The 12185-nt window shown below is 73.5% G+C and carries 13 protein-coding genes; 2 read left to right on the top strand and 11 right to left on the bottom strand.

Features of this window, described 5'->3' with window-relative positions:
- Positions 1–31: 31 nt before the first annotated feature.
- From ACFRAR_RS17545 to ACFRAR_RS17560, 4 genes are all read right to left on the bottom strand, one after another.
- Positions 32–568 carry an amino-acid N-acetyltransferase gene (locus tag ACFRAR_RS17545; protein WP_380698955.1) on the bottom strand — a complete coding sequence of 179 codons (537 nt, stop codon included), beginning with the start codon at positions 566–568 and terminating at the stop codon, positions 32–34.
- Positions 569–578: 10 nt separating this feature from the next.
- Positions 579–1016 (bottom strand): BlaI/MecI/CopY family transcriptional regulator, encoded by a 438-nt coding sequence (locus ACFRAR_RS17550; RefSeq protein ID WP_380698956.1) that lies wholly within the window; start codon positions 1014–1016, stop codon positions 579–581.
- A gap of 242 nt (positions 1017–1258) precedes the next feature.
- Positions 1259–2815, bottom strand: coding sequence for a bifunctional lysylphosphatidylglycerol synthetase/lysine--tRNA ligase LysX (gene lysX / locus ACFRAR_RS17555; protein ID WP_380698957.1), 1557 nt, complete (start codon positions 2813–2815; stop codon positions 1259–1261).
- Positions 2816–2936: 121 nt separating this feature from the next.
- Positions 2937–3677, bottom strand: coding sequence for a hypothetical protein (locus ACFRAR_RS17560; RefSeq protein WP_380698958.1), 741 nt, complete (start codon positions 3675–3677; stop codon positions 2937–2939).
- 164 nt (positions 3678–3841) lie between these two features.
- On the opposite strand from ACFRAR_RS17560, the gene ACFRAR_RS17565 reads away from it, so the two are divergent.
- A complete protein-coding gene (locus ACFRAR_RS17565) occupies positions 3842–4396 on the top strand; it encodes a SigE family RNA polymerase sigma factor (RefSeq protein ID WP_380698959.1) in 555 nt (184 codons plus the stop codon).
- A 53-nt stretch (positions 4397–4449) separates the two neighbouring features.
- Positions 4450–5349, top strand: a complete 900-nt coding sequence (locus ACFRAR_RS17570) for a hypothetical protein (protein WP_380698960.1) — start codon at positions 4450–4452, stop codon at positions 5347–5349.
- A 7-nt stretch (positions 5350–5356) separates the two neighbouring features.
- On the opposite strand, the gene ACFRAR_RS17575 is transcribed toward ACFRAR_RS17570, so the two are convergent.
- The 7 genes from ACFRAR_RS17575 to ACFRAR_RS17605 form a co-directional block, all read right to left on the bottom strand.
- On the bottom strand, positions 5357–6151 hold the full coding sequence (locus tag ACFRAR_RS17575; RefSeq protein ID WP_380698961.1) for a type III pantothenate kinase: 795 nt from the start codon (positions 6149–6151) through the stop codon (positions 5357–5359).
- A gap of 47 nt (positions 6152–6198) precedes the next feature.
- Complete coding sequence (gene nadC, locus ACFRAR_RS17580; RefSeq protein ID WP_380698962.1) at positions 6199–7167, bottom strand: carboxylating nicotinate-nucleotide diphosphorylase; 969 nt, start codon at positions 7165–7167, stop codon at positions 6199–6201.
- Between the two features lie 4 nt (positions 7168–7171).
- Complete coding sequence (locus ACFRAR_RS17585; protein WP_380698963.1) at positions 7172–8842, bottom strand: L-aspartate oxidase; 1671 nt, start codon at positions 8840–8842, stop codon at positions 7172–7174.
- Positions 8843–8857: 15 nt separating this feature from the next.
- Positions 8858–9307 carry an aspartate 1-decarboxylase gene (gene panD, locus ACFRAR_RS17590; protein ID WP_380698964.1) on the bottom strand — a complete coding sequence of 150 codons (450 nt, stop codon included), beginning with the start codon at positions 9305–9307 and terminating at the stop codon, positions 8858–8860.
- Between the two features lie 138 nt (positions 9308–9445).
- Positions 9446–10351: a pantoate--beta-alanine ligase gene (gene panC / locus ACFRAR_RS17595; RefSeq protein ID WP_380698965.1), complete on the bottom strand. Its 906-nt coding sequence runs from the start codon at positions 10349–10351 to the stop codon at positions 9446–9448.
- A complete protein-coding gene (locus tag ACFRAR_RS17600) occupies positions 10352–11287 on the bottom strand; it encodes a Rossmann-like and DUF2520 domain-containing protein (RefSeq protein WP_380698966.1) in 936 nt (311 codons plus the stop codon).
- 75 nt (positions 11288–11362) lie between these two features.
- Positions 11363–12052, bottom strand: coding sequence for a response regulator (locus ACFRAR_RS17605; RefSeq protein WP_380698967.1), 690 nt, complete (start codon positions 12050–12052; stop codon positions 11363–11365).
- Positions 12053–12185: the final 133 nt, after the last annotated feature.

Consider the following 12185-nt stretch of genomic DNA (forward strand, 5'->3'; position numbering starts at 1 on the left):
AAACACAAACCCTTGACCCCGATGGAGCGGCTCAGAGGTGCAGCAGCATGCGCGAGTTGCCCAGAGTGTTGGGCTTCACGCGCTCCAGGTCGAGGAACTCGGCGACGCCTTCATCGTACGAGCGGAGGAGTTCTTCATAGACATCCGTAGCGATCGCCGCCGGGTCTGTCGTACCATCATCGGTTTCCTGGAGCTCGCCGATCTCGACGAAACCGTGTTTCGCGAAGAAGGCGACCTCGAACGTCAAGCAGAAAATCCGACGGACGCCCAGCCAGCGTGCCGTCTGCACCAGCTTCTCCAGCAGCACGTGCCCGATCCCGGTGCCGCGGACGGCCGGATCGACCGCGAGCGTGCGGACCTCGGCGAGGTCCTCCCACATCACGTGCAGCGCGCCGCAGGCCACCACCGTGCCGTCGTCGTCGCGCTCGGCGACCCAGAACTCCTGGACGGATTCGAACAGTGTGACTGTGGGCTTGTCCAGCAGAATGCCGTGTCGTGCGTAGTCGTCGATGAGCCTGCGTACTGCCCGAACGTCCGTGGTCCGCGCCCGGCGGATGGTGACCTCCATGGTCGGGACGTTATCGCGCCGATCCCGGTTCCGTCCCGCCGGTATCCGAACCCGGGTCCGCGGAATCCGGGCCGGCCGGATCGGGCGGGAACAGCGCGGCCACCCGCAACGCGTCCCGGAGCGCTTCGCGTTGCTCGGGCGACATCAGGCCGAAGAAGTGCACCAGGGCCGCCGCCGGATTGTCGCTGGTGGCCCAGGCGTCGTTCATCAGGGCCGCCGTGTACGCCTCACGCGAGGAGACCGGTTCATATCGATAGGCCCGGCCGACCCGCTCGCGGCGCAGCCAGCCCTTTCTGTGGAGCTTGTCCAGGACGGTCATCACCGTGGTGTACGCGATTTCGCGTTCCGACCGCAGATCCAGGAGAACCTCGCGAACCGTCACCGGTCGGTTCCACTGCCAGACCCGGGTCATGATGGCGTTCTCAAGTTCGCCGAGTTGCCGGACCATAGTGCGGCCAGGATAGGGAGTGAATGGGGCAAATCTTGTGAAGTGCGCCAAACCGGCGCGCCGCCACCCCCGGGAATCGGGAATGGCGGCGCGTGGTCGTCCGGAGCGTCCGGCGGGGTCAGTCGAGGTCTTCCTTGGCCCGCTGGGCCCCGCCCTGGCTGCGGACGATGGCCCGCACCAGGAACCCGAAGCCGATCGCCATGACCAGCGGCGGCACGATCGCGCTGACGTAGTCCATCAGGTCACTCCTCCTCGGTCTTCTCCGCCGTCGCGGCGGAAGCCTTCGGCTCCGGCTTCACCAGCGGGAAGAGCACCGTCTCCCGGATGTTCTTGCCGGTCAGCAGCATGATCAGGCGGTCCACGCCGAGGCCGAGGCCACCGGTCGGGGGCATCGCGTACTCCAGGGCGCGCAGGAAGTCCTCGTCCACCTGCATCGCCTCGACGTCGCCGCCGGCCGCCAGCAGGGACTGGGCGGTGAGGCGGGCGCGCTGCTCGACCGGGTCGACCAGCTCGGAGTAGGCGGTGCCGATCTCCGTCCCGAAGATCACCAGGTCCCACTTCTCGGCCACGCCGGGCTGCGAGCGGTGCTGGCGGGTCAGCGGGGAGACCTCGGTCGGGTAGTCCTTGATGAAGGTCGGCCGGACGGCGTTCTCCTCCAGCAGGCGCTCGACCATCTCCAGCACGATCTGGCCGTGGCCCCAGTCCTTCTCGAACGGGATGCCGTGCTCGGCGGCCAGCTTGCGCAGCTCCTCGACGCTGGTCTCCGGGGTGACCTCGGTGCCCAGGCGGGCGGAGATGCCCGGGTAGACCCGGACCTCCTCCCACGGCTCGGCCAGGTCGATCTCGTGCTCGACGCCGTGCGCGTCCACGCCCTTGATCACCGTGGTGCCCAGCGCGTCCCGGGCCGCGTTGACGATCGTCTCGCGGATCAGCGCGGCCTGGGTGTCGTAGTCGCCGTAGGCCTCGTACGACTCCAGCGAGGTGAACTCCGGGTTGTGGGTGGAGTCCGCGCCCTCGTTGCGGAAGTTGCGGTTGATCTCGAAGACCTTCTCGGCGCCGCCGACCACCAGCCGCTTGAGGTACAGCTCGGGGGCGATGCGCATGTAGAGGTCGATGTCGTACGCGTTGATGTGGGTCTTGAACGGACGCGCGTTGGCGCCGCCGTGCACCGGCTGGAGCATCGGGGTCTCGACCTCGATGTAGCCCTGGTCCTCGTAGGTGCGGCGGATCGAGCGGACGACCTTGCTGCGCAGGTGCAGGATCTCGCGGGCCTCGGGGTTGACGATCAGGTCCACGTAGCGCTGGCGGACCCGGGCCTCCGGGTCGGTCAGGCCCTTGTGCTTGTCCGGCAGCGGGCGCAGGCACTTGGCGGTGAGCTCCCAGCGGTCCACCATCACGGACAGCTCGCCGCGCTTGGAGGTGATCACCTCGCCCTCGACGCCGACCTGGTCGCCGAGGTCGATGTCGGTCTTCCAGGCGGCCAGCCGCTCCGGGCCCAGCTTGTCCAGGGAGAACATCACCTGGAGGTCGCCGGTGCCGTCGCGCAGGGTGGCGAAGCAGAGCTTGCCGCCGGTGCGGGAGAGGATCACGCGGCCGGTCACGCCGGCTCGCTCGCCGGTCGCGGTGTCCGGCTCCAGGTCGGGGTGCTTGGCACGCAGGTCCGCGATGGTGGTGGTGCGGGGGAATCCGACCGGGTACGGGTCGACGCCGGCCGCCCGGAGCCGGTCCAGCTTCTCGCGCCGGACGCGCATCTGCTCGGGAAGGTCGTCGGTCGCGGGAACAAGGCTCTGATCGCTCACCCCACAAGGGTAGCCAGCCACACACGGTGCTCCGCGCCGGGATGACGCCGAGAGGGGAGGCCGCGGCGGCGGCCTCCCCTCGGACGTGTCCTCGAACTCCCCCGGAACGGGCGCGGACCGCTCAGCCGGTGCCGGTGGCGAGCTCGATGTCCTCGGGGTCCGGCTCGGCGGGCGGAGCGGGGTGGGCCGCGGGCTTGGGGCGGCGGCCGAACAGCTCGGCGGGGGTGGGCATCCGGTGCGGACGGGGCGGGTTCTGCGCGGGGGCGGGCTGCTCCGGGCGGGAGTCGGTGCTGCTCATGGTGGTCCGTCCTCCTACAGGGGTGGGGTGACTGTGCGGCGGTGCGGCGGGGCTCGGTACGGCCACCAGGTGGCGGTGCTGTGCGCCGGCGAGGGCGAGCCGCTCGCGGACGGCGGCCTCGGCCAGCGCGTGGCAGCGCCCGGCCAGCCGGGAGCGGCGGGCCCGCTCGCCGTGGCCGCAGGGCTGGCGGCTCAGCCCGCGCAGGGCGGTGAGGTCCTCCGGTCCGGGCAGGTACCCGTCGGACACCGCCTCCTCCAGCCGCTCCAGGTAGCCGGGGGCGCTGCCGGGCAGGGCGGAGCGGTAGCGCCCGAGGTCGTCGAGCAGGAAGGCGCGCAGGCGGCCGCCCTCCTGGACGGCCTCGTCGATCGCCTCGGTCAGGCGCAGCGCGTCCTGGACGTCCTCCGCCCAGAGTTCGGCGCCCGGCCCGGCGAAGGCCGGCCGGTCGGGCCGCTGGAGGTGGACGGGGACGGAGGGGTGCAGGGCTTGGGCGAGGGCGCGGCGCAGCACGCGGACTTCGTCGGCGCTGAAGGCCATGCCGCCGCGCGATCCGTGTGGCGTAGGCATGGGCTGACACTACGTGAGGAATATCCGATTTGTCGGTAGCGTCGCGGCCGAACCGCCCGCGTTCCGGCTCGGCGAAGAAGCGTTTCGTCTCCGCCTGTAACGCCGCCCCGGGCGCACCCGGTCATCCAGGTGTCAGGGGAGAACGAACGAGGGGGCCGGGCAGGATGCGACCGGACGGTCAGGAGAAGGCGGCCCGGGGCCGGCGGCGGGACGAGGACTTCCAGGACTTCGCGGCCTCCCGGGCCCGCCCGCTCTACCGGTCCGCCTGCCTGCTCACCGGCGGGGACACCCACCTCGCCGAGGACCTGGTGCAGGAGGCGCTCGGACGGATCTACGTCCAGTGGCACCGCACCTCCTGGTTCGCCTCCAAACCCCGGATCGACAACCCGGCGGGATACGCCCACACGGTGCTGGTACGGGTCTTCCTGTCGCACCGCGGCCGCCGCTCCAGCGGCGAGCGGCCGGTCGACGCGGTGCCGGACGGCGCGGCGCCGCAGGGCGACCCGGAACTTCGGCTGACCCTGCTCGACGCGCTCGGCCGGCTCGCGCCGCGCGACCGGGCGGTGCTGGTGCTCCGCTACTGGGAGGACCGCAGCGTCGAGGAGACCGCCGGGATCCTGCGCAGCACCCCGGGCGCCGTCCGGACCCAGGCGTTCCGCGCCCTCGGCCGGATCCGCGCCGTCCTCGGCGACGGCATCGGGGAACTCGCCGAGCGCTGAGCCGGCGGCGCCGCACGACACTTCGACCCATTTGGCAGAGAGGCTGGTTCAGCATGTCCGCAGAACACGACGGTCCCGACGAGCGGTTCGAGCGGGCCTTCACCGCGGCCCTCGGACAGGCCGGTGAGGCCTTCGACACCGAGGCCGGACCACTGGTCGACACCGGCTGGTCGCACGGCCGCCGGCTGCGCCGCAGGCGGCGGGCCGGAGCGGTGGCGGGCACCGCCCTCGCGCTGGCCCTGGTCGGGGTGGGCGGAGCCGCGCTCGGCGGCCTGCTGCCCGGGCCCGGTACGACGGCGGTCGGCGCGGCGTCGGGCGGGTCGCCGAGCGCCGCCGCCACCCCGGTCAGCGGACCGGAGTTCCAGCGGATGCTCACCGAACTCCTGCCGCCGGGAACCGTGGTGGAGGCCGAGGGCCGGGGGACGGAGAGCGGCACCCCGCAGGTGCGGCTGACCCTGGACGACGGCCACGGCCGGGCGCAGTACCTGATGTGGATCACCCGGGTCGGGATCGGCGAGGTCGGCTGCCCGGCCGGAGCGCCCGCCGGGGACGCGTGCACCGACACCGCCCTGGCGGACGGTGCCCGGCTGCGCCTCTACCAGGCCGCCACCCGGGACGGGGAGCCGGCCGGCTCGAAGACCTGGTCCGCGGTGGTGACCGGGAAGGGCTACCAGCTGATGCTCCAGGAGTGGAACCGCGAGCCGCTGAGGCAGGACACCCCGATCACCCGGACCGACCCGCCGCTGACCGTGGACCAGCTCGGCAAGGTGGCGACGGACCCGCGGTGGAAGGCGGTCGCGGCGGCCCTGCCCCCGGACGCGGTGGTCGGGTGGCAGGTCACGCTCACCTCGACCCCGGGATCCGTCGGGGTCGTCGTTCCGCCGGGCCCGACCCTCATCCCGCCGGGCGTCCTGCCGACGGCCCCGCCGCTCGCCCCGACACCCGCTCCCTGAGCGCCGCTCAGCCGGCGGCGGTGGGCCGGTTGCGCTCGTACACCAGGCGCAGGCCGATCAGGGTCAGCCAGGGCTCGTGCACGTCGATGGTGGTGGCCTCGCCGAGGACCAGGGGCGCGAGGCCGCCGGTGGCGATCACCTGGACGTCGTCCGGGTCCTTGGCCAGCTCCCGCGCCATCCGCTCGACCAGGCCGTCGACCTGCCCGGCGAAGCCGTAGAGGATGCCGGACTGCATGCCCTCGACGGTGTTCTTCCCGATCACGTTGCGGGGTCGGGCCAGCTCGATCTTGCGCAGCTGGGCGCCGCGGACGCCGAGCGCCTCGACCGAGATCTCGATGCCGGGGGCGATCGCGCCGCCGACGTAGTCGCCGCGGGCGTTGACGGCGTCGAAGGTGGTCGCGGTGCCGAAGTCGACCACGATGCACGGGCCGCCGTACAGGTGGTTGGCGGCCAGCGCGTTGACGATCCGGTCCGCGCCGACCTCCTTGGGGTTGTCCATCAGGACGTGCACCCCGGTCTTCACGCCGGGCTCCACGATCACCGCGGGGACGTCGCCGTAGTAGCGGCGGGTCACCTCGCGGAGCTCGTGGAGCACGGCGGGGACGGAGGAGCAGATCGCCAGGCCCTCCACGGCGGCCTCCCGGACCGCGGTGTGGTTGCCCATCAACCCCTGTAGCAGCACCGCCAGTTCATCGGCCGTGCGGCGCGGATCGGTGGAGATCCGCCAGTGTTCCGCCACGTCCTCGCCGTCGAACAGGCCGAGCGTGGTCTGGGTGTTGCCGACGTCGATGGTGAGGAGCACGGGGACGCTTTCTGCGAGTCGGGACGGGGCTGTGCTCGATCTGACGGTCAGGCGCGCAGGTCCAGGCCGATGTCCAGGACCGGCGAGGAGTGGGTGAGCGCGCCCACGGCCAGGTAGTCGACACCAGTCTGGGCGACCTCGCGCGCGCCGGCCAGGGTCAGTCCGCCGGAGGCCTCCAGCTTCGCCCGGCCGGCCACCAGCGCGACGGCCTCCTTCAGCTGGTCGACGGTGAAGTTGTCCAGCAGGATCAGGTCCGCCCCGGCCTCCAGCACCGGCGGGATCTGCTCCAGCGAGTCCACCTCGACCTCGACCGGCAGCTCCGGGTACGCGGCCCGGACGGCCCGGAAGGCCTCGGCCACGCCGCCGGCCGCGACCACGTGGTTGTCCTTCACCAGCGCGGCGTCCGAGAGCGCCATCCGGTGGTTGGCGCCGCCGCCGCAGCGCACCGCGAACTTCTCCAGCGCGCGCAGGCCCGGGGTGGTCTTGCGGGTGTCCCGGACCACCGCGCCGGTGCCCTCCAGGGCGTCCGCCCAGGCGCGGGTCGCGGTGGCGATGCCGGACAGGTGGCAGAGCAGGTTGAGCGCGCTGCGCTCGGCGGTCAGCAGGTCACGGGTGCGGGAGCGGACCGAGAGCAGCACCTGGCCGGCCGCCACCCGGTCGCCGTCCTCGACGTGCCGCTCGACCTCGAACTCCTCCTCGCAGATCAGCGAGACGACGGCCTCGGCGACCCGCAGGCCGGCCACCACGCCGGCCTGGCGGGCGGTGAAGTCGGCGGTCGCGACGGCCTCGGCGGGCACGGTCGCCACCGAGGTGACGTCCTCGCCGCCGGCCAGGTCCTCGGCCAGCGCCAGGGTGGCGATGTCCTCGACCTCGACCGGGTCCAGCCCGGCGCGCTCCAGCAGCTCGGCCAGCTGCGGGTCCAGGCCGGTCTCGTAGCCCTCGCCGTCCCCGCAGGCGCAGCCGTCGCCGCAGCCGTCCGGGTCGGCCAGGGGGAGTTCCTCGTGGGAGTGGGTCATGGTCCTACTGCTCCTCAGGGGTGCTGACGGGGCCGCCGGCGGCGGCGAGGGTGGTGATCAGGTGGCGCCGCCAGTGGGCGTCGTCGCGTTCGGGGAAGTCCTCGCGCCAGTGGCCGCCACGGGTCTCCTCGCGCTGCGCGGCGGCCGCGACCAGGGCGGTGGCGACCAGCAGCAGGTTGGCGGCCTCCCAGGTCTCCACCCGGGGGTCGGCCGGCTTCTCCTCGGCCATGTGGCAGCGGGCCTGCTCGGCGAGCAGCGCCAGCCCGGCCGCGGCGTCGGCCAGCGAGGCGGCCGAGCGCAGGACGCCCGCGCCGCGCGACATCAGCCGCTGGATCTCGGCGCGCGCCTCGGAGGCCGGCAGCGGCACCGGCCGGGCGGCCCGCGCGGCGGCGACGTCGACGGTGCGCTCGGGAAGTTCGCCCGCCGCGTGGCGCTCGGCCAGGTCGGCGGCGATCCGCTCGGCGAAGACCAGGCCCTCCAGCAGGGAGTTGGAGGCCAGCCGGTTGGCGCCGTGCACGCCGGTGCAGGCGACCTCGCCGCAGGCGTACAGGCCGGGGACGGAGGTGCGGCCGTGCCGGTCGGTGCGGACGCCGCCGGCGGCGTGGTGCGCGGCCGGGGCGATCGGAATCGGCTCGGTGACCGGGTCGATGCCGTGGGAGCGGCAGGACGCCAGGATGGTGGGGAAGCGGTGCTCCCACATCTCGGCGCCGAAGTGCCGCCCGTCCAGGTACATGTGGTCGGCGCCCCGCTCCTGCATGCGCCGGGTGATCGCCTTGGCGACGATGTCGCGCGGGGCGAGTTCGGCCAGTTCGTGCTGCCCGACCATGAAGCGCACGCCGTCGGCGTCCACCAGGTGGGCGCCCTCGCCGCGCACGGCCTCGGAGACCAGCGGCTGCTGGCCCGCGGCGTCCGGGCCGAGCCAGAGCACGGTCGGGTGGAACTGGACGAACTCCAGGTCGGCGGCGGCGGCGCCGGCCCGCAGGGCCAGGGCCACGCCGTCGCCGGTGGAGACGGCCGGGTTGGTGGTGGCGGAGAAGACCTGGCCCAGGCCGCCGGTGGCGAGCACCACCGCGCGGGCCCGGACGGCGCCGACGCCGTCGCGCTGGCCCTCGCCCATCACGTGCAGGGTGAGGCCGGCGGTGTGGCCCTCGGCGTCGGTCAGCAGGTCGAGGACGAGCGCGTGCTCGATCAGTTCGAGGTCCGGGTCGCTGCGGACGGCGGCGACCAGGGCGCGGGAGACCTCCGCGCCGGTGGCGTCCCCGCCGGCGTGCACGATCCGGTGGCGGTGGTGGCCGCCCTCGCGGGTGAGCAGGATCTCGCCGTCCTCGTCGCGGTCGAAGGCGGCGCCGACCGCGATCAGCCGGCGGACGGCGTCCGGGCCCTCGGTGACCAGGGTGCGGACGGCCTCCTCGTCGCAGACGCCGGCGCCGGCCACCAGGGTGTCGTCCAGGTGCTGCTCCGGGGTGTCCCCCTCGCCCAGGGCGGCGGCTATGCCGCCCTGGGCCCAGCGGGTGGAGCCCTCGTCCAGCATCGCCTTGGTGACCACCATGGCCCGCAGGCCGGCCTTGCGGACGTTGAGGGCGACGGTGAGGCCGGCGATGCCGGAGCCGACCACGACCACGTCGGTGGTGGCGGTCCAGCCCGGGGCCGGGGCGGTGAGGCGGTGCTTGGACATGGGTGGGTGGCTCCTTCAGCGCGAGGCGGCGTCGGCCGCGCCGTTGCCGTCACGGTACGCCGCGTCCCCGCGCAGCAGTCCGCTGCCCTCCGGTGCTTCGGCCGGGTCCCCGCCCAGGGAGGTGATCCGGTTCTGCCCGTCCACGAAGACGATCTTCGGCTCGTAGCCCTTGGCCTCGGCCGTGTCCATCTGCCCGTAGGCGATGAGGATGACCAGGTCGCCGGGGTGGACCAGGCGGGCGGCGGCGCCGTTGATGCCGATCACGCCGGAGCCGCGCGGGCCGGCGATGGTGTAGGTCTCCAGCCGGGCGCCGTTGTCGATGTCGACGATGTGGACCAGCTCGCCGGGGAGCAGGTCGGCGGCGTCGAGCAGGTCCTCGTCCACCGTGACGGAGCCGACGTAGTGCAGGTCGGCCTGGGTCACGGTGGCCCGGTGGATCTTGGACTTGAGCATGGTGCGGAGCATTGCGGGTCACGCCTCCTGTGAGTGCATGCCTGAAGGGGGTCTTGCTGCGGTGGTGCGCAGTGGGTCCTGCCTGGCGGTGGATTCAGCGCCGGACGGTCATCCGCCTGGCGGCAGATTCAGCGCCAAACGGTCATCCGCCTAGCGGCAGATGACGTGGACGTTGTCGATCAGGCGGGTCGGGCCCACCTTCGCGGCGACGGCCAGCACGGCCTCGCCCTGGAAGTCCTCCGCCGCCTCGGAGAAGTCGTGCGGGTCGATCAGGGCGAGGTAGTCCAGGGTGATGCCCTCGGCGCCGTCCAGGGCGGCCGCGGCGGCCTCGCGGACGGCCTTCGGGCCCTTCGCGCCGGCGTCCCGGCCGGCGAACAGGGCCTTGGACAGGGTGAGCGCGCGCTCGCGCTCCTCCGCCGAGAGGTACTGGTTGCGCGAGGACAGCGCCAGGCCGTCCTCCTCGCGGATGGTCGGCACGCCGACGATCTCGACGTCGAAGTCCAGGTCGGCGACCATCCGCCGGATGATCGCCAGCTGCTGGGCGTCCTTCTCGCCGAAGAAGGCGAAGTCCGGGTCGGTGATGTGCAGCAGCTTGGCGACCACGGTCAGCACGCCGTCGAAGTGGCCGGGCCGGGTGGCGCCCTCGTAGCGCTCGCCCATCGGGCCGGCCACCAGGCGCACCTGCGGCTCGCCGTTCGGGTAGACCTCGTCGACGGACGGCGCGAAGACCACGTCGGCGCCGTTCTCCTCGGCCAGCCTCAGGTCGGCGTCGAGGGTGCGCGGGTAGCGCTCCAGGTCCTCGGTCGGGCCGAACTGGAGCGGGTTGACGAAGACCGTCACGGCGACCCGGCCGTCCCGGCCGACCTGCTTGCGGGCGGCCCGGATCAGCGCGGCGTGGCCCTCGTGCAGCGCGCCCATGGTCATCACGACGGCGTTGTCGACCGGCTGCTCGTCCGGCCAGAACGCGGCCTCGAAGTCGTCCACGGTGCGGGTCAGGACGGCCCGGTGGACCTTCGGCGTCCGCTGGGGCTTGTTCGACTGCTTACCGCGTGCCATCTACCGCTTCTCCTCGTTCAGTACGTCCAGCAGCGCAGCCGCCGACGTTTCGTCGATCGTCCCGTTGGCGAGCGCCCGCTGGGCGGTGGCGCGGGCCATCGCCCGGTAGGCCGCCGGGATGTCCGGGGACACCGTACTGAGCTGCGCCAGGTGGCGCCGTACGGTGCCCTGGTCGCCCCGGGCGACCGGGCCGGTGAGGGCCGCGTCGCCGGAGCGCAAGCTGTTGTCCAGGGCGGCGCCCAGCAGCGGGCCGAGCATCCGGCCGGGCTCGGCGACGCCGGCCGCGCGCAGCAGTTCCATCGCCTGCGCGACCAGGGTGACCAGGTGGTTCGCGCCGTGCGCGAGGGCGGTGTGGTAGAGCGGGCGGACCTCCTCGGGGACCCACTCGGGCTCGCCGCCCATCTCCACCACCAGGGCCTCGGCGACCGGCCGCAGCTCCTCGGGGGCGGTGACGCCGAACGGGCAGCCGGCCAGCCGGGCCAGGTCCACCGAGGTGCCGGTGAAGGTCATCGCCGGGTGCAGGGCCAGCGGCAGCGCCCCGGCCCGGGTGGCGGGTTCCAGGACGGCGACGCCGTGCGCGCCGGAGGTGTGCACCAGCAGCTGGCCGGGACGGACCGCGCCGGTGGCGGCCAGCCCGGTCACCAGGTCGGCCAGCGTGTCGTCCGGGACGGTCAGCAGCACCAGGTCCGCGGCGGCCAGCACCTGCGGCGGGGTGACGATCCGCACGCCCGGCAGCAGCGCCTCGGCGCGGCGGCGCGAAGCGGCGGACACCCCGGAGGCGGCGACCACGGTGTGCCCGGCGAGCTGGAGGGCCGCGCCCAGCGCGGGGCCGACCCGGCCGGTGCCGACCACGCCGACGGCCAGCCGGGCCGGGCGGTTGCCGGGGTCGCTGGGATCACCGAGCGGGGCGAAGTCGGCGAAGTCGGACGAACTCATGTCCACCCTTGTCCTGAATGACCGTTCCGGTCCACCTGTGGGTACCGGACGTACCGCCCCAGTGTACGGGCGGGGTCAGTCGGCGGCCCCGGCGCGGATCAGCCCGGCCTCGTACGCCAGCACCACCGCCTGGACCCGGTCGCGCAGGCCGAGCTTGGCCAGGATCCGGCCGACGTGGGTCTTCACGGTGGCCTCGGAGAGCACCAGCCGGGCCGCGATCTCGCCGTTCGAGAGCCCCTGGGCGACCAGCAGGAACACCTCCCGCTCGCGCTCGGTCAGCGGACCGATGACGTCCGAGCCGGGTGCGCTGTGCGGGGTGGGCAGCACCTCGGCGAAGCGGTCGATCATCCGGCGGGTGGTGGTCGGCGCGACCACCGCGTCCCCGCCGTGCACCGCGCGGATCGCGGCCACCAGCTCGGTCGGCGGGACGTCCTTGAGGAGGAAGCCGCTGGCACCGGCCTTGAGCGCGGCGAAGGCGTACTCGTCCAGGTCGAAGGTGGTGAGGATGAGCACGTGCGGGGCGTTCGGGAGCGGGCTGCCGTCCTCGGACAGGCAGATCCGGCGGGTCGCCTGCACGCCGTCCAGCCGCGGCATCCGGACGTCCATCAGGATCACGTCGACCTCGGTGTGCCGCAGCCTCTCCAGGGCCTGCGCGCCGTCGCCCGCCTCGGCGGCGATCTCGATGTCGCCCTGTGACTGGAGGATCATCCGGAATCCGGTGCGCAGCAGTTCCTGGTCGTCGACGAGCATCACGCGGATGGTCAAGGTGGGACTCCTTGGACGGGGGTGGACGGCGGACCGGGCCGGGCCGTGTCTAGTGGGCCGCCTTGAGGGGGAGGGTGGCGCGGATGCGGAAGCCGCCGCCGGGGCGTGGGCCGATGTCGAGGCTGCCGCTGAC

It is taken from the genome of Kitasatospora sp. NPDC056651 (genome assembly GCF_042792155.1).
Taxonomy (GTDB): domain Bacteria; phylum Actinomycetota; class Actinomycetes; order Streptomycetales; family Streptomycetaceae; genus Kitasatospora.